Origin of the sequence: Thermophagus xiamenensis (assembly GCF_900112795.1) — a bacterium.
GTDB lineage: Bacteria > Bacteroidota > Bacteroidia > Bacteroidales > Marinilabiliaceae > Thermophagus > Thermophagus xiamenensis.
Map to the genome: position 1 here is coordinate 142,396 of NZ_FONA01000002.1, position 17,989 is coordinate 160,384.

A 17,989-nucleotide genomic window follows, 5' to 3' on the forward strand; every position below is an offset into this window, starting at 1 on the left:
ATTTCCTGACAAAGATAGAGCATTATCTATTAACCTGCAAAATTTATTTCAATAATTTATTCCATCCTTAGGCAATCATATTTTATGGATTTGCCGTACTTTTCTGCTGCAATGCCAGATTTTATTTCCGGTAAAACTGTTTTTTTATTATGCCGCTTTAACCAAACATTAATCAACAAATCCAAACCGTAAAACATAAAAGCCGATACTTTTATCTTCTTCTCACCTTAAAATCACCAAAAAAACGGATTGTATTAAACAGAATAGTAAAATTTTTGTTAATATTACAAACCCTAAATTTCTGAATTTTACTTTTATGAGACAATTAAAAATTACCAAACAGGTAACCAACCGAGAGTCGCCCTCTTTGGACAAATACCTCCATGAAATCGGCAAGGTTCAGTTGATTACTGCCGAAGAAGAGGTTGCCCTGGCCCGAAGAATTAAACAAGGCGATGAAAAAGCCCTTACGCTCTTAATTAATGCCAATCTCAGATTTGTAGTATCAGTAGCTAAACAATACCAAAATCAAGGTCTAAGCTTACCCGACCTCATCAATGAAGGCAACCTTGGCCTCATCAAAGCAGCACAACGTTTTGATGAAACCAGAGGATTTAAGTTTATTTCTTATGCCGTATGGTGGATTCGCCAATCGATTTTACAAGCTTTAGCCGAACAGGCTCGTATTGTAAGGTTACCGTTAAACAAAATTGGGAGTGTTAACAAAGTAAACAATGCCTTTGCCCAATTGGAGCAAGAATATCAACGGGAACCAACTTCCGAAGAGATTGCCGAGTTGCTGGATATGGCGCCTAAAGATGTTAAAGAGGCCTTAAAAGCTTCGCACAAGCACATATCAATGGATGCGCCACTTAAACCCGATGATGATAATACCCTTTACGACGTCTTGCTGTCGGATAGCAGCGGACAACCAGATTCTCACCTCGTTGATGATTCTCTTCGCAAAGAAATTGATCGCTCGTTATCTACTCTCTCTTCTCGTGAAGCTGATATTATCAGACTTTATTACGGATTACATGGTGAACCGCCCTACTCACTGGAAGAAATTGGTAAATTGTTTAACCTTACGCGCGAAAGAGTGCGCCAAATCAAAGAAAAGGCCATTAAACGTCTTAAAAACACCTACCGAAGTCGTATTTTACGAAACCTCATTAATGAGGATTAATTAAAAAACTTAACCATTCCGATAACAGAATAAAAAATAATAACTCTGCCCCATGATCTATTGTCTCTCCTCAACCGGTTTGCTATTTATTTGAAAAATTTTTTCTTAAAATTGCCGGAAATTAAATTACCCCAAATAAAACAAGAGATTTATGAGCAAAATGGTGGCACCGTCATTGTTGTCAGCAGACTTTACAAATTTGGCAAAAGACATTGAAATGGTGAACCGAAGCGAAGCCGACTGGTTTCACCTCGACATAATGGATGGAGTATTTGTTCCCAACATTTCGTTTGGTATTCCGGTTGTGGAAGCAGTCAATAAATTGGCGAAAAAACCCCTTGACGTTCATTTAATGATTGTTCAACCCGAACGTTACATTGAAGCTTTTAAAAAGGCAGGTGCAGATTTGCTAAATGTCCACCTCGAAGCCTCTACACATCTCCATCGTACCGTCGAAGAAATTCATAAAAACGGCATGAAAGCCGGAGTTACGCTTAACCCTCATACTCCGGTACACCTGCTGGATGATATCATTGAGATGGTAGATTTGGTGCTTATTATGTCAGTAAATCCAGGCTTTGGCGGACAGCAATTCATTGAAAACACCTATCGGAAGATTGAGCGCCTTAGAAATATGGTAGACAAAAGCAATAGCAAGGCGCTTATCGAAGTAGATGGGGGCGTAACTTTAGACAATGCGGCCAATCTCTATCGTGCGGGTGCTGACGTTTTAGTCTCCGGAAGCTTCATTTTCAACTCATCCGACCCCCTTCAAACCATTGCTCAACTAAAAAATCACAGGGCCAAAACGGTTGACAAATCATGAAATTGTATTAACTTTGCAGTTCCACAAAACCGGGGCTGACATGGACTTGACAGCAGGGTAAAGTGGTAAGTAAGCATGCCGAGCGTTGGGTGGCTGGCTCGTTAATCCCAGGACTCAGACTTTTAACTGGCGAAAACAATTACGCTCTCGCTGCTTAATCGAAGCATAGTAGATTAAGCTTAATCCCGACCCAAGGGGACGGGACGAGACATCTCCCGGAGGCCGTTGTTTCGGGGCGCTCCGATCAGGAGGTGCAGGTAAACCGGAACTAGTCTGAAGAGGGCTCCGATCTTCAGGCGAAATTTAAGGAGCTAAGGGTTGGTTCGGGTGTCGTTTCCCAGACCAATCACGAAAACCAAAAAACGACTAAGCATGTAGAAAGCTTATGGCTTCCTTGTCTGGACCCGGGTTCGATTCCCGGCAGCTCCACTCATTAGAAAACTCCATCAAATCTGATGGAATCTTTATTTTTTATTTCCTAATAAATCCCTGAGTATTTGCGAAAATAAAAAGGAAACAGGTACCCTCCATAAATAAAAATGGCAGATTTTCAATTTTTATAATGTAAATTTTAGCCACAAAAAATTAATTTAAACTAACGCAAATTATTAAGAGTATCTCTAAAAACTTGCGGGGAAGGTAATGATTCTATTTCCAGAAAAGTTCAGGATAAAAATAAGTTAAAAATTAAACTATTTTTTCACTTCTTTATTTATCTGTTTTTTTAACGAATCAAATATTTTGCATTAATTAGGAACATGCAGCTTTATATGCGCTCTCTGACGACACAAAAATATCATTTTCAAACTACAGGAAATTGTGGATTCCATTTAACTTGTTGAAGACGGTTAAATACTGTTTTCAAAGATTCAATTAACTCTACCTCCCTTGGCAATTTCCCAATAACCAACTCTCTGAATTTTGTCCGATAAACAAATTTAATATTTTCCCAAGTCTTTTCCGGGTTACAGAAAATAATTGCTTCTGAGGGATGTGTTTTTAACCACTCGTTATTGTTTTTATAGCTAATAAAATCATCATTACCTACTTTCATCATCATTTCATCAAACTGCTCACTCTTAAAAAAGGAATTGATTTCCTTGTTTTTCAGCATCATGTGAATATCATAAATGTGACGAATTTTATTGGCTAAATTTTCATAAGGATTCTCCATAAATGAGAACCGGGCAAGACTCATAATTTTTTCACAAATAGTTCTCTCTTTGCTTAAAACCTGAAGCTCAAAAGCGTCCAAACCATATTCAAATATTAAATCATTTAGTTGGTTTCGTTTCATCATATCACCAATATAACTACTTATGAACCCTCTCGTGAATGGTTCAAAACTTCCAAGCCATGTAGCCTCAAAAACGATATGTTCGCGAACCTGACCAAAATTACCATCGAAAAGTTTTTCATATTGATGAACTGTTTTTCTGATATTTCCCATTTTATTGGTTAAGCCGGGAATGGCAATTTCAGGCATGACAGCCTCAACAATTTTTCCTGCTGCTCTAATTTTTTTCTTCATTTGATTGTCGTTTTCTCCTTCCTTCCTCAGAACAACGACATCAATATCCTCCGAAAACCTTTCTATTAATTTGTAACATTTTGAAAGTGCTGTACCTCCCTTAAAAACTATTTCCTTTGCCATTTCAGAATGAAAAATCCTATACAATGCAAGTGTGACCCAATAGTCTTTTTCAACATAAATCTCGGGTATTTCCATCATTTGGGAAGTAGCTAATACAGCTTCCCGAAAAAGTTCTTGGTTTTCATGTAACTTCATTTTATGTTCCAGTTAGGAGCAGTTTTTAAAGTGTCTTCGTTTAAATTGAAACGGTATGTGGTCAACGGATTCAGGCTTTGTTTTAAATTTCTGTTTTCCTGTCCGGTTATTTCGTTTAATAATGCTCCCAGAAATGCCCTGACACGGGGTGGGTATTTTAAGGCATATTTAACCAACATATTTGTTTCCTTTTCAGATAAGCCATTTAGTTTATCCTTCAAAAACCGAATTCCGCTTTCTTTGTCCAAGTCAGGTATTTTGGTAAAGTCCTTTAATACATCCAATATTTCGAGCAGTGAATAATTTCCTTCAGTAACATCAATGTAACTTTTTACAGGTTTTGCTTTTATACTACCTGAATCAATATATATACGTTTGCTCCGACTGGCAATTTTAACTATTTTCGGAACCTGCGTTGTCACCCCCATATTGTTATAAAGAACTGTTCCTGTAATATAAGCAATTCTCTTACCCTGTTCATATAAATAAGGTTTTATAATTTCTGTTTCCGTCGGCCTTAGCTCCCCAAAAACTGATTTCTTAGGTTTATAAAATACTCCTTTGGTTATTCGTTTTATAACGCCCTCATTAATTAGCCGTTCAATTGCTTTGGCAGCTCCACTATATTCAGTTTTTGATAGATCCAATTGTTGATATTTAAACGTAGTCCCTTCCGGCATACGTTTTATTTTTTTCTTAATCTTCTCTGCAATCTTCATAAATAAAACCGTTTCTGTTAAACTTTCACAAAGTTACGTTTTAAAAAATTAATGTCAAGTTTTTTGCACATTTTACTTGACATACTTTGTAAAAACAACCGGAAGTTAAACATCTCTATCTATGTTTTTTACAACATAGTAAACTGTTATCAAAACAAAAAAGAGGGTAACCAATAAACTAGATGACTTATTAGATACGTTAACTTTTGCAAACCAAAATGCTTTTCGCCCTAATCAAAGGATTAAAATAAATTTAGCCCCTATTAAACTCAAATCTCTAAACTCTTTTGCATATCTATTGTTTTGCTTAAGGGCCTGTATTAATGTCTGTTATTTTAATCTTTTCTTTACCTGCGGAAGTGCACAATAAAATATTTTTCCCGCAAGGAGAAGTTAGGCCAATAGGTCAATAGGCCGTTAGGCCGTTAGGCTGTTAGGCAATTAGGTTGTTAGGCCAATAAGCTGGTGGGCTATAAGAAAGCTTAATCGTTAAAAGGAACTTAAAAAGACAAAGGCAGAAGTGCACAGGCAGAAGGCAGAAGAAGTGATTAGTCATTAGTCAACTGTCATTAGTGACAAGTGTTGATTAACTAATTACTAACTACTAACCACTAATGACTAACCACTAACAATTACTTTTAAGAACCAATATATCAATAAAGTAAGTAAAATTTATACTGATGAAACGAGCATGACAATGAGAGATTTTCACAAAAGAGAATGTATAAAATTCTTTGTCATGCGAGTTCCATTAGACCAATGAATTAGATAAATTATATACTAATGAAACGAGCATGGCGGCTGTTGCCACAAAAGAACATGTATAAAATAGTCCAAGGCAGAAGTGCACAGGCAGAAGGCAGAAGAAGTGATTAGTTATTAGTTAACAAGTGGTTAGTGTAAAATAACTAGTAACTAACGACTAACCACTAACGACTGCTTATAAGAGGCAGTATATCAACGAAATAAGTAAATTTTATACGAATAAAACGAGCATGACAATGAGAGATTTTCACAAAAGAGAATGTATAAAATTCTTTGTCATGCGAGTTCCATTCGGCCAATGAGTTAAATAAATTATATACGAATGAAAGCAATAGGATACAAACAGAATCTTCCCATAGAAGATGTAAAATCTCTGCAAGACATAGAAATAAAGACGCCCAAAGCCGCAGGAAGAGATATTTTGGTAGAAGTCAAAGCCATTTCAGTAAATCCGGTGGATTATAAAGTCCGAATTGGGCGTCCCGTGGAGGGGGATGACTGGAATGTCATTGGCTGGGATGCTGCCGGCATTGTTAAAGAAGTGGGCGAAAAGGTCACCCTTTTTAAGGTTGGTGATGAGGTATGGTACGCAGGCGACTTGACACGTCAGGGAAGTTATGCCCAATACCAGCCGGTAGACGAACGTATTGTGGGTGTAAAACCCAAAAGCTTGTCGTTTGCCGAAGCAGCTGCGCTTCCTTTAACCACCCTGACAGCCTGGGAGATGCTCTTCGACCGCTTACAGGTTGGCAACAACGATGCCGGCAAATCGATTTTAGTTATTGGTGCTGCCGGAGGTGTGGGTTCCATCCTCGTGCAATTGGCCAAAAAACTTACTAAACTGAAAATTATCGGTACCGCTTCCCGTCCGGAAACTACCGCCTGGTTAAAAGAATTGGGCGCCGATGCCGTCATCAATCACCGAAACAAGCTGAGTGATGAGTTTAAAAAGCACAATTTACCGGAGCCCGAATACGTAGTAAGCTTAAATGCTACGGAACAACACATCAGTGAAATAATTAAATTGATTAAACCACAAGGCAGATTCGGCTTTATAGATGACCCCACATCATTAAATGTCATGCCGTTTAAAGTGAAAGCCGTTTCAACACACATCGAGCTAATGTTCACTCGCTCCATGTTCCAGACAGAGGATATGATTGAGCAGCACAACATTTTAAACAAGGTTGCCGAATTAATCGACCATGGAATCATTCGTACCACTTTGGGCGAAAATTTCGGAACCATCAACGCCGAAAACTTACGTAAAGCGCATGCTTTCATGGAGACCGGGAAAGCCAAAGGAAAAATTGTACTGGAAGGATTTTAACAGAATGATGAAAGTAATTATAACGGGCTCAACAGGAATGGTAGGACAAGGTGTCCTTCTCGAATGCTTAGAGTCGCCCAAGGTCGAAAAAATTTTGGTTATCAACAGGCGCCATTTATCAATTAAACATCCCAAATTAACAGAAGTCATTCACAACGATTTTTTTGATTTCAGTGCCATCAAAGACCATTTAAAAGGATATGATGCCTGCTTTCATTGCATGGGAGTTTCATCCTTAGGCATGAAAGAGAATGAATATCATCGTTATACCTATGATATTACGGAAGCCCTGGCCAAAACGCTGTTCCTGATTAATCCGCAGATGGTATTCAATTATGTTTCGGGGAAAGGGACCGACCGCACCGAAAAAGGAAAAGTGATGTGGGCGCGCGTGAAAGGTAAAACGGAAAACTTAATCCTCAACATGGGTTTTAAAGATGCCTATATGTTTCGTTTACAAATGGTAATTCCTAAAAAAGGCGTCAAATCCAAAACCACCTGGGTAAATACCATTTATGCTCTTATGCGTCCTTTTTACCCGCTTTTGGAAAAAAATAAAAACAACACCACCAGTGTCAAGGTGGGGCAAGCCATGATTAACAGTGTTCTGACAGGTAGTTTTACTAAAATTTTAGATAATCATCTGGTCAATGAACTGGCCATTGATTGATTGGAATTCATCCTGAAAGGTGGATGATAACCAAATTGACATCCGGACAATGGTTAAGTTTTTTTTAAGTCATTAAAGCGAGCATAACGCCTTCCATCAAAAGAAGAATAGTTGTTAGGTTATAGAATATAGTAGATAGAAATAGGTAGTTTGAGTACATGTGTTGACTTCCGGCCTCTGACCTCTTGCTTCTATTTAACAGAAAAGTGAAAAGCTTTTTAATCCGAATTATGCATTAGAACTTCGTCATGAGAATTAAAAGTGCAATCAATCAGGAACTTGTTGAAATGAGACATAGCATCGCTATGGTGAATTGAGATAAATTAGCTTGCGACTTGATTGGCAGCAATTTTAATTCGTAATAGATTTTCTAATACATTTTTCGGGTTTAATCCGGAAAACAAAAAACCAATCTCAATCAGTCATTAATTAAAAATTATCAGACATGCAAAAAACCATATTTATTACCGGGGCTTCATCAGGATTAGGAAAAGCGTCAGCCAAACTTTTTGCACAAAAGGGGTGGAATGTCATCGCAACCATGCGTAAACCGGAAAAAGAAACAGAACTAACGGAAATAGAAAACATTACCCTGCTTCCGTTAGATGTCACAAACGTCGAACAAATAAAAACCACCACCCGGAAGGCACTTGCACTTTCCGGGATAGATGTGGTCTTCAACAATGCGGGATACGGATTAGCCGGACCCTTTGAAGGTGCAACGGATGCACAAATTGTCAACCAAATAAACACCAATCTGTTGGGAGTAATGCGCGTGATGCAATCTTTTTTACCGCATTTCCGGGAAAACAAATCCGGCATTTTTATTACCACCACCTCTATTGGCGGATTGGTGACCTTGCCTTTTAATTCGGTTTATCACGCCACCAAATGGGCGCTGGAAGGTTTTAGTGAAAGTCTGGCCTTTGAGCTTAAAGATTTTGGCATTACTGTTAAAACGGTGTCACCGGGCGGAATTACCACCGACTTTTCGGGGCGTTCATTGGTGTTAACACAACATGATGCCTACGACCAACAAATAAATAAAGTATTGTCGGTATTTATGGACCCGCAAAGATCCAAGAACTACTCAACCGCAGAACAGATTGCTGAGGTGGTTTTCGAAGCAGCCACCGACGGAAAATCAACTTTAAGATATGTGGCCGGTGCCGATGCCAAAGAGATGTATGTCCAAAGACTCGAAGTTGGGGATGAAGCTTTCAGACATAATGTTGCAGAGCTTTTTATGGGAAAATAAACAAACTATTAGTATACTCTACAACTTGAAAATGCAAAAACTCAGTGGAACTCTATGAAAATACTTGTAAGAAATTATTTCACAAAGTTCCACCGGGCATTTTCTATCGCTACACAGAATACTAAAAAGTAAAACTCAGACTTTTTAAATCTATTCTTAATGCTTCCAATTTACCAATCCGGTTTTTTCGTAGGAAATATAGAATTTATCGGGGGAAGAATATCTAAAATATTCTTTTTCGTTAACTCCTTCCTGACCGCAGAATGTCTCTGTCTTTAATCCTATAAACTTATTTTTATGCATATTGGTTATACCCGACACAAAAAAACGATGTATTAGACTCTGTTCGGGACCGTCACCCATACGGTAAACCAATCTATTCTCAAAAACAACCGGACTGTTGTCAATAGTGAATTTTATCGTACTCACCTCTTTACGTTTGGGAAAAAGTAATAAATCACAATCGCGAATGCGAGAATCATAAATTGAAAATTCGGATATCTTTTTGGATGTTTGTGCCGGAATACAAATAATCTGCTTTTCAATAATAGAAACCGAATTACTTTTCGAAGCTGCCATGGCAGTAGCAACTTGCGAAGATAGAGTTCCACTTAAAAGCCAACCGGTATAATCCATCCCCGTCAAACTTTTTGATGCTAAGGCACCTTTAGTGCTGCTCACGGAAGTCCCGGACGTAAAAGAAAACACTCGCTGCTGATAATAATCGTATGCCCTGCCGTTTAAAACAAAAAAACTCTTTCCCAAATCCAAATAAAGCATTTGCTCGGTTTTATTTACAACCCTAAAGCTCATATCACCATACTCATCCCAAAAATCATAAGAAATTCTACAGTTTTCATCCTCATACACCAAAGCATTGGTTTGCTTAATGATGTCCTCAGTCGTTGGCTCGGCTTCAAAAACCTGATAATAAACCGGTGAACAAGAGGTAAAAAGAAAAAACACAAAAAGAGAAAAAACAACCATTTCTTTCATAACAACCATTTTATTTATTCTTTTCTTTAAAAAAGTAATTATTCAAATTATTTTCTCAAATGTAACAAAGTCGAGTGCAACCAACTTGCATTCAAAAATCTTATCTTTGGGAATTGTGGTAATAAAACCTCACAGGTAACGAGATATTCCCCTCTAATTGACATGATATGTTGATATGAATAACAACATCCAATAAATTCCGAAATAACTTCATCTTACAAACCGATAATTTATGATAGAACCCGGACAAATCGTAAAAAATCTGATATCATCCGAGCCGGTAACCATAACGAAAATACAGTTAGACAAGATGTTTTTGCTCACCCATCCCGCATAAATAGTCAAACGTTAATTAAGTTTTCCCGTTTTTATTACTGCACCATCAATACCCAACAAAACATAATTTGCCTGATTCTTTATCCCTTTAACAAAAAGAAAATCATTTACCGGATTAGGATAAACAATACAGTTTTCAGTTGATTCCATAATATTCTTTTTACGATATTAAGGTTGCATCGGAATCACACCGCTGTTTTGCATCAGGTACGATAGCTCCAATAATATTCCCACGGATAGGGTTGCCAAAAAAGTCTTTTGTCATCTTTAATCCACCGAATTTAATACCATAGCTTGTGGTATCGGATTCCAGCTTTGGGATTTCCATACCCTGGTAAATCAGCTCAGTATTTAAAACCAAATTTGGATATTCCTGCCAAAGAATAGCTCATCCTATCCGCACGTTGAGCGCTCCTGCTGACTATCGTACTCTCCTGCCGCTCTTTCACACCTTCCTGCCGCATATTTACACCTTCCTGCCAGGGTATGGGTCGTCCTGCCGAGGTTTTACCACTTCCTGCCAGAATACGGCCCTCTCCTGGCAATGGTTAACACTACGCTGGCGGGCAGGAAGCCATAAAAACTTGCCGGCGCCCTGTCCAAAACCGGCAGAATCCCCAAACATCTGCTTGCGACAGCAACAGAAACGACAGGAGGAATGCTATCACCACAGCGATAATGCCAGACCGGCCATTTACAATATCATTTGAGTAAATTCCGAAAATAAACTATCTTAGTGTACAGCAAACACATCAAATCCATTTATTTATGACACGGTCGACATTAACAATACTCTTATTTTGGGGTTTAGCAACCCTAAGCTTATCTCAGAGTTCTTCAGCCTTTGAGATCAACCAACGTCTGGGACGGGGAATCAACATGGGAAATGCGTTTGAAGCTCCAAGTGAAGAAGCATGGGGCAATCCCTGGAAACCTGAATATTTTGAAATCATGGCAGAATTGGGTTTCCAGCACGTCCGCTTGCCTGTTCGTTGGGAACCCGAAGAACGTAGCATGTCAGAAGCCCCTTATACCATATCAGCCGATTTTCTGGAAAGAATAAAGGCTGTGGTTGACAAAGCACTGGCAGAGGGATTAATGATTATCATTAACATGCACCACCACGAAGCGCTATATGCCGACCCTGAGGGGGAAAAAGCACGGTTTCTGGCGCAATGGGCACAAATTGCCGAATATTTCAAAAATTATCCGGATGACCTTCTCTTTGAGGTTCTGAACGAGCCGCATGGCAGTTTAACACCCCAATTATGGAATACTTATTTTGCCGAGGCACTTGAGGTGATTCGCCAAACCAATCCTGATCGAACGGTTTTAATGGGATTGGCCAATTACGGTGGCCTGGCCGGATTACCCGACCTTCAACTTCCGGATGACGACAACCTCATATTGACGGTTCATTATTACAACCCGTTTCAGTTTACACACCAGGGTGCTGAATGGGCCGGCGAGGAAGCTCAAAACTGGCTGGGCACACAATGGTTCGACACAGAAGCAGAACGGGAAACCGTAAGGAATGAGTTTCAGCCATTGCTCAACTTTTCCCAAACCCATAATATTCCTGTACACATTGGTGAGTTTGGTGCCTACAGCAAGGCCGACATGGCATCACGCGCACGCTGGACCACCTTCCTGGCCCGATGGTTTGAGCAGCAAGTATTTAGCTGGGCTTACTGGGAATTCAGCGCCGGCTTTGGGATCTATAACCCAGATACGGAAGAGTTTTATCAGCCGTTGGTCGATGCATTACTGAATAATACTATGCCTGAGCCAACTCCGGTTGATTATCTCAGTGTGTATGAGTCCAACTTCACCGAAGATGCAGACGGGTGGAGTTTTTATACGCAAGGGGGGGCCAACGGTAATATGTTTCATGAAGATCAGTCATTAATCATCGAAACGGAAGTTACCGGTACCGAAGCATGGCATGCCCAGGCAGTTAAAACAGGAATAAATCTGGAGCAAGGGGCGATGTACCGTCTATCCATCCTTGCCCAAGCCGATAATTCCATTAATATTCCGGTCTATGTGGGGAAAGCCTCCTCGCCCTGGACTTCATACAGCGGCACCTTTCAACTGGCCCTGAACGACACCCCTACTCTGACCTCCTTTTCCTTCAGCATGCAAGAGCCGTCCGATGCCAACAGCAGAATAGTGCTGGATGTTGGCCTTGTAAATGCACGGATAGAACTAAAACAGATAAAGCTGGAAAAAATATCCATAGATGTGGCCGTTCATTCGCCACCTGAAGTCAATATTAAATTATATCCAAATCCTGTTCAGAATGTCCTCTATTTTGTATCTGAAAACCCTGTAGATAACGTGAAGATATTAGATATCACGGGACGGACTCTTTTACAAAAATCGTTTTATTCCCCGCAAGGGCAGTTGAGTATTGCCCAATTATCACATGGATACTACCTGACGGTTATAACTTTAGAAAACGGACGAACGCTTCATCAAAAAATCTTTGTTTTATAACCCAGCATTTTTAATTCCTCTCTCCCACATTTCGAACATCATTACCAGGCATACATTGTCATACATAAATCAACCATCAATCGATTCAAAGAACATTGATAGATAAAATGCAGTATTATTAACACTTAAAAAAAGCTACAACCTTTAGAAATAAAAAATCACGCACTAAAAAAATAAATGCCAAAGTCCACCACTTTAGCTAAAATTACCAACAGACGCTAATATTTAGGTCAAGCAACTCCAATGCTTTTTTCATTATCATTTCACCCGATAGAAGCTTCCCGGTAAAATGAACCAACACCCCCGATGAAGGGTAAGATAAATAGAAATACCATCGTCCCTGATAAGGCGATGTTTTGGTTGAGAGATAAAATATGTCCATGTGATCATAAAAACGTACCTTTTGCACCTCACTAATAACTGAATACAGGACAGAATAGTTATCCAGAAAAGAGACATTCCTCTCCTTCAGAGTTAACAAAAAACGAAATTTTACCCGGTTGTTATTCGGATCGATCTTCTTACCCATAAAAACCCCACCCGAATAGCTTTTCAGAAGAGGTTGCTTACATTTTTCACAGCGCCAGGCAACATAGTAAGGCAACCCTTTAAAATAACTTTGCTGACAAAGCTCTTCCTGTGTTAAGGTAATTACAGAATCAAAGGCATTGCAGTAAGGACAAACATCCGGTCGAGTTTCCGATGCATAATAACCATTTTTTCCCATGTTCAATACTCTTTTTCAATAAAGGAAACGTTTTTCGCTGCAACAGATTTGCATCGGTTAAAATAAATGTTTCCCAACTAATAGTTTAGTATTTACATAATGTTTCACTACATTACGTGACCCGGATAACTCATCGGTAGTTAAATTAATTATTTATTTACTGAAAAACAAATAAATAAAACTATTCCTTATTAGCTGGCAACTTTTAATTATCATAACTTATCTTTTCCACCAATATCTTTATAAAGGCTCAATCTTAAAGGCTGCCCATCCCCATGATTTCTTTTTTTTATCGAAAGCCCTTACTGCAAGTCCTTTTATGTTCATTTTGGGCTTCAACTGATAACGACGAATTAAATTCTCGGATATAAAGACTTTGTCAACAAATCCAATGGCGAGATTTGGATGCCTTTCCAGTTCGCCTTCAAAAAACTGCCCCTAAAATGGTTTTAACCAATTTTCGGATAAGGCCGAAACTGCACAAAACCAAAGCGGGTGACTTTATCTCCGTTGGCATCGTAGGTAACCTGACGATGGGTGGTGGCAACCACGCAGGTGATTTGTCGCTGCTGCAGAAGGGTTGCCAAAACAAAACAAAAAGTATGTTCCCCCATCAGGTGAATGGCATGAGGCCCCTCTTCCCTTTTGATTAAATCATCAATGCGGCCGAGATATTCCGTGGCCAGTTGTCGGACACCCTCATCATCCATCCCGGGATCAATTGTCGGAAAAGGAAGATCAATGATTTTCCCCCATTGTTTGGCTGCCGATAGTTGTTGGTCTCCCCATCCCGAAGAGGGATGATTACTCAAATTAATCAACATATAATGCTATTATTGAATATTTAATAATTCCCGAACAGTTTTCCCCGATAAAATATCCTTTCGTCCAAAAACATTAATATTCATCTGCTGAGCCCGCTCCAAACCAGGTTTTAAATTTTGTATGGGGGTCACTCCATCCTCCTGATATATTTCGGAAAGGATAAACACCGAGGCATTGACAAATAGGCCCAATTTGTTTTGCAGAGAATCGGATTTATAAACTATTTCGGACAACAGATTTCGTATTTTTTCTTTTCCATCGGGGGTATATTCCCTGGCGGTAATGCCGGTTTTACATTCTATGGTGTAGAGCTTATTGTTATGAACAAAAAGCACATCCAGTTCGTTATCCACGGTACCCTTAAAAAGCTTATACCCGAGCCCTATTTGGGCGGCATCGAGCTGAAGGTCGTTTTTCACGCGGTAGTAGGTGAGCCACTCGAACCACTCGCCAGTAAGAAAATTGATTTCTGATTTGGTCAGAGACCCCTTAATCTTAGGAATAAAGTCGAAATCATCTAAAAATTCCCCGATCTGAGGGTCGTAAATTTCAACAGTTTTTTTACGGGCTTTGTTGCGAAGGTTTCTCAGGTTACCGATGGCCTCAAAATGGTAGTCCTCTGCCTCCATAAATTTCTGCAGGAAGTGCTCAATATAATCATGTGAATAAGCACAAGTCTGAACCGATTTTTTTATCTCAAAGCCATAAGCCTTAAGATACTCATCGAGCGTTATGCGGTGCTGCATGGTTAAATGACCATTACCCTCTTCTATGGGATAAAGTTTCAGATAAACTTTATTTTGCCCGGTAACATAATAAATTTGTGTATGCGCCAAATTCTGAAAAAAACTGTGTACCATCAACGACATTAGCTTGGTGCCACCGGTAATGTTAACAATATATTCATCATCCTGACTAAAGGGATAAGCATTTAATTTTGCCAAAATATCGGAAGGCTCAAAAGCGTTAACCACAATTTTATGTAACGGGATGTTCCGGGCATCGGCAGCATCAATAATCCATTGGTCTTGACCATTGGCCTCCATCCTGGCGGTGGTAATAAAAAGTAATTGATCAATATCGTTTTTAAATTCCTTTATGAGTTCAACGTTGGGAATGGTTTGTTCAGATACCAGACTTACCAAAATTTTTGACATAAACTTAAATTAATTTCAATTTAACAAATCCGGGCAGCTCAAAATATTGCGAGTCGGCCACTCGCCTGGTCTTGGGAAATGGATATTGACTATATCGGGAATTTTGGGGCCGAGTTAACGACACCAATTCCTGATACAATTCTTCTGATACAAGTGATTCCTCTTTCACCCATAAGCCGTTAATAAAGCTCCATCCCACTCCGGCACCCATGCGTAAAACACATGATCCTTCGGAACAATTTTCTGTTGTCTCTTTTAGCTCGTGCAATTGTTCTAAATAATCTTCAACCCTATCATGTTCCTCATACTCCTCCCAAAAATCAATTTCTTTGTTAATCAACAGCAACGTGTTTTCGTTGACCCATTGAAAAAGGGTTTTTAAATCTTTCAGCCATTCGGGATATTTATTGATCTTTCCTTTAAGGTTATTTTCTTCCAGTAATTGATGGTTCAGTTTAATATTAAAGACCGATGTCCGTTCGGCATCAATGGCTTCCACCAATTGCTGTGTTTTGGTATCGAGTTTTACCGACCTTCCATCTCCTACGATATTTAGACTTTTCATAGGCAGGGCTATGGTGGCATCCCCAACAAACGGGGCATCGCCAATCAACAAAAAACGGAAAAGGTCCTTTTGGGGACCATCGCCAAACAGCTCTTTTTCAAGCTCAGCCGCTGTGGCATAGTTTCTATTTTTTCTATCTTTAAAAACAACCTTTTCTTTATTTATCGGTTTTCCGTTTTTCCTAATTTCCCGGTTAAAAATGGCCGACCGGATAGCCCCTTTTATGGTTGACCCGGGAATATAAGGTCGTCCCAAACCGTCACGGAGCTGTTCTTTCAAAGATTGAAAATTATACCCATCGGCATCCATTAGGATGGCTCGGCGACAAATATCATCTAACACGAAGTCGGGCTTGCGGGGTTTAATTAAGTTCACCAGGCTCTCACCCGCATCGATCATAGCCACCCACTTATCAATATTTTCTTCGCCAATAATGGCCAACACTTTACGGTCGTCGATGACGCCTGCCAACCGTTCACCATCTTCGTTTTTTATTATTAACTCAATATTTTTTTGCAGGAAAACACCGTTTCCTACATGAACCGGGTTTAAAGTGGTTATTTCTACCTGAGGCATAATGCATTAAATTTTAACCGGTAAACAAAAGGCACGGCCGTCCCGATAGACGGGATGCAGCAACTCATCGTTCCATTGCGGTCTGACATTCTCTATTTTTCCTATGGGCTTGTGGCTTCGGAATATCGACCCTTCGGTGAACATATAAACCGATTTTTTTCGAAGGTGCCGAAACTTATCGAGGGTTGTGCCGGCAATAAAGCCTCCGCGTTTTACCAGCTGATAGTCGTTTTTCTCCATTTCGACATTGATCAGTTCCTCTTTTTGCGGACAATAGAGAGAGATGAGCTGGTATCTGTCGGCTTCCTCAGTTGTCCACTCCATTTCAATGGTGTCTCGTGTCACTTCATACTGTCCGTTACCCACGCTCTTGTCGGTACCTATTCCAATGCCTTGTCCAAACATCAAAATCTCTTCTATGCGGTCGGTCACTTCGGGCGATGCTTCGCAAAAAAAATAGAGGCCACCGTCCTTAACAAAATACCGTTTTTCGAAATAGAAAGGAACGGCATCGCTTTCGCCGTCGCGGGATACGCTTACCCGTTGCTCCAGATTATCTTTAAAGACCGATACCGCCTCCACATCCTCGGGGAATAAAATCTTACCGCAAGGTGAGAGTTTCTCTTTCTTGACATCGAGGGCTTGTCCCGTTGCCAATTTTTTCCACCCGTTCAGAGGGACATATTCAATTTTTTTGATCATCTTACCGGCTTTAGGTTTCTCGGTATCCAACACATTCAATATTTCCGTGGCAGAAACCGGCAGCGGAAGAAAATAGTTTGACCGATAGAAAGGGAATGCCGAGCTCACCCGATAGCTTTGCATAAAATCGAGTACATCATTACCATCATTGTTTTTCAAACAAAACAGAGAGGCAATGAAACCCGAAATGGTGTCGGAATGCAGCAGCGAATCGGTGGTATCGTAGGCTTCGCCGAGACCCTTCCCTATGTGCAACGGACCGGTAAAATGAAGTTTAAAAACGGTTTGTTTCAACATCCCGAAAATTAATTTTTAGGTTCGTACTCCGCCATCTCTTTAGGGGTAAACTGCAAATCGGTTATTTCGACCTGACCATAACCGCGCGAGCCCTGACCTCCCAGATAGTCATCCTCCAACAAATTCAAAGATTTCTTCAATGAGTTAATTAATTCCTCCTCGTTGTCTTCACTAAAGACATTTAACACCATGTCGAGCTTAAAACGTGCACCGGCAGGTACGCGTTCGAATGTGCGCGGATTGGCATGAGCAGTAATACGACAAATATTGACCTCGGTTTTAGCTTCGGTGTAGGGAAGATCCGTATTAACAAACTCCTCTATATCCGACAGTATTGGCGCATCACGCACTATGAGACGCGAGGGTTGCTGACCATCCCCTTTGGGATCGGCCGTACCAAACAGATGACCTGCTTTGGTTGTCTTATCCTGCGTGGGGCCCCATGTTTTACCGTTTTGTTGTATGGTTCCTTCAGCGAGCTCAAGTAAAGCACGCAATTTTCCTTTAAGCGAACTTCCGGGAATATAAGGTTCGTTGGAAAGGGGATTACGAACCACAAACTTATCCGGTCCGCCAATATTCAGGGAAGAGTTGGTACCCCCGATATGCAATCCGGTCTTCAGCTTTATTTCACCGGAAACCAAAATCTTTTTTACCAGTTTGTTCATTTATCTATAGTTTTCCAGGTTATGAATTAATGGAACTTATTAGATTTGTATTCCGACATATTGGAGTATTTCCTCTTATTCCAAATATTAAAAGAAAT

Annotated in this window: 19 protein-coding genes and 1 other RNA gene; 7 read left to right on the forward strand and 13 right to left on the reverse strand. The window is 39.8% G+C overall.

Annotated elements, in window-relative coordinates:
* Positions 1-316 precede the first annotated feature (316 nt).
* From BM130_RS01600 to ssrA, 3 genes are all read left to right on the forward strand, one after another.
* The gene (locus BM130_RS01600; RefSeq protein WP_010527914.1) at positions 317-1,186 is read left to right on the forward strand and encodes a sigma-70 family RNA polymerase sigma factor; all 870 of its coding nucleotides are present in this window, start codon (positions 317-319) and stop codon (positions 1,184-1,186) included.
* Between the two features lie 151 nt (positions 1,187-1,337).
* Complete coding sequence (gene rpe, locus BM130_RS01605) at positions 1,338-2,012, forward strand: ribulose-phosphate 3-epimerase (RefSeq protein ID WP_010527913.1); 675 nt, start codon at positions 1,338-1,340, stop codon at positions 2,010-2,012.
* Between the two features lie 31 nt (positions 2,013-2,043).
* Positions 2,044-2,444, forward strand: a transfer-messenger RNA (tmRNA) gene (gene ssrA, locus BM130_RS01610).
* Positions 2,445-2,814: 370 nt separating this feature from the next.
* On the opposite strand, the gene BM130_RS01615 is transcribed toward ssrA, so the two are convergent.
* Both BM130_RS01615 and BM130_RS01620 read right to left on the reverse strand, forming a co-directional pair.
* Positions 2,815-3,801, reverse strand: a complete 987-nt coding sequence (locus BM130_RS01615; protein ID WP_010527912.1) for a nucleotidyl transferase AbiEii/AbiGii toxin family protein — start codon at positions 3,799-3,801, stop codon at positions 2,815-2,817.
* Entirely contained in the window at positions 3,798-4,520 is a 723-nt protein-coding gene (locus tag BM130_RS01620; protein ID WP_029626631.1) for a DUF6088 family protein, read from the reverse strand. Before BM130_RS01620 ends, BM130_RS01615 begins: the two co-directional genes overlap by 4 nt.
* 1,087 nt (positions 4,521-5,607) lie before the next feature.
* On the opposite strand from BM130_RS01620, the gene BM130_RS01625 reads away from it, so the two are divergent.
* From BM130_RS01625 to BM130_RS01635, 3 genes are all read left to right on the forward strand, one after another.
* Positions 5,608-6,615, forward strand: coding sequence for a zinc-binding alcohol dehydrogenase family protein (locus tag BM130_RS01625; RefSeq protein WP_029626724.1), 1,008 nt, complete (start codon positions 5,608-5,610; stop codon positions 6,613-6,615).
* A 4-nt stretch (positions 6,616-6,619) separates the two neighbouring features.
* A complete protein-coding gene (locus tag BM130_RS01630) occupies positions 6,620-7,285 on the forward strand; it encodes an NAD-dependent epimerase/dehydratase family protein (RefSeq protein ID WP_202796546.1) in 666 nt (221 codons plus the stop codon).
* A 445-nt stretch (positions 7,286-7,730) separates the two neighbouring features.
* Entirely contained in the window at positions 7,731-8,543 is an 813-nt protein-coding gene (locus BM130_RS01635) for an SDR family oxidoreductase (protein ID WP_010528680.1), read from the forward strand.
* 156 nt (positions 8,544-8,699) lie between these two features.
* On the opposite strand, the gene BM130_RS01640 is transcribed toward BM130_RS01635, so the two are convergent.
* From BM130_RS01640 to BM130_RS15220, 4 genes are all read right to left on the reverse strand, one after another.
* Entirely contained in the window at positions 8,700-9,539 is an 840-nt protein-coding gene (locus tag BM130_RS01640; protein ID WP_044138846.1) for a hypothetical protein, read from the reverse strand.
* A 348-nt stretch (positions 9,540-9,887) separates the two neighbouring features.
* Positions 9,888-10,025 (reverse strand): hypothetical protein, encoded by a 138-nt coding sequence (locus BM130_RS15340; RefSeq protein ID WP_157998116.1) that lies wholly within the window; start codon positions 10,023-10,025, stop codon positions 9,888-9,890.
* A gap of 10 nt (positions 10,026-10,035) precedes the next feature.
* Positions 10,036-10,203 carry a hypothetical protein gene (locus BM130_RS15345; protein WP_010528682.1) on the reverse strand — a complete coding sequence of 56 codons (168 nt, stop codon included), beginning with the start codon at positions 10,201-10,203 and terminating at the stop codon, positions 10,036-10,038.
* 16 nt (positions 10,204-10,219) lie between these two features.
* Positions 10,220-10,420 (reverse strand): hypothetical protein, encoded by a 201-nt coding sequence (locus BM130_RS15220; RefSeq protein ID WP_138956949.1) that lies wholly within the window; start codon positions 10,418-10,420, stop codon positions 10,220-10,222.
* A 223-nt stretch (positions 10,421-10,643) separates the two neighbouring features.
* On the opposite strand from BM130_RS15220, the gene BM130_RS01645 reads away from it, so the two are divergent.
* Positions 10,644-12,374: a cellulase family glycosylhydrolase gene (locus BM130_RS01645; RefSeq protein ID WP_010528683.1), complete on the forward strand. Its 1,731-nt coding sequence runs from the start codon at positions 10,644-10,646 to the stop codon at positions 12,372-12,374.
* Between the two features lie 205 nt (positions 12,375-12,579).
* On the opposite strand, the gene BM130_RS01650 is transcribed toward BM130_RS01645, so the two are convergent.
* The 7 genes from BM130_RS01650 to csm3 form a co-directional block, all read right to left on the reverse strand.
* A complete protein-coding gene (locus BM130_RS01650) occupies positions 12,580-13,101 on the reverse strand; it encodes a hypothetical protein (protein WP_010528684.1) in 522 nt (173 codons plus the stop codon).
* Between the two features lie 240 nt (positions 13,102-13,341).
* Positions 13,342-13,518: a hypothetical protein gene (locus BM130_RS15870; RefSeq protein ID WP_373419093.1), complete on the reverse strand. Its 177-nt coding sequence runs from the start codon at positions 13,516-13,518 to the stop codon at positions 13,342-13,344.
* A 32-nt stretch (positions 13,519-13,550) separates the two neighbouring features.
* A complete protein-coding gene (locus tag BM130_RS01655) occupies positions 13,551-13,925 on the reverse strand; it encodes a hypothetical protein (protein ID WP_010528685.1) in 375 nt (124 codons plus the stop codon).
* A gap of 9 nt (positions 13,926-13,934) precedes the next feature.
* Complete coding sequence (locus BM130_RS01660; protein ID WP_010528686.1) at positions 13,935-15,083, reverse strand: Card1-like endonuclease domain-containing protein; 1,149 nt, start codon at positions 15,081-15,083, stop codon at positions 13,935-13,937.
* Positions 15,084-15,087: 4 nt separating this feature from the next.
* Positions 15,088-16,224 (reverse strand): type III-A CRISPR-associated RAMP protein Csm5, encoded by a 1,137-nt coding sequence (gene csm5, locus BM130_RS01665; protein ID WP_010528687.1) that lies wholly within the window; start codon positions 16,222-16,224, stop codon positions 15,088-15,090.
* Positions 16,225-16,230: 6 nt separating this feature from the next.
* Complete coding sequence (csm4, locus tag BM130_RS01670) at positions 16,231-17,223, reverse strand: type III-A CRISPR-associated RAMP protein Csm4 (RefSeq protein WP_010528688.1); 993 nt, start codon at positions 17,221-17,223, stop codon at positions 16,231-16,233.
* 8 nt (positions 17,224-17,231) lie between these two features.
* Positions 17,232-17,891, reverse strand: a complete 660-nt coding sequence (gene csm3 / locus BM130_RS01675; RefSeq protein ID WP_010528689.1) for a type III-A CRISPR-associated RAMP protein Csm3 — start codon at positions 17,889-17,891, stop codon at positions 17,232-17,234.
* Between the last annotated feature and the right edge of the window lie 98 nt (positions 17,892-17,989).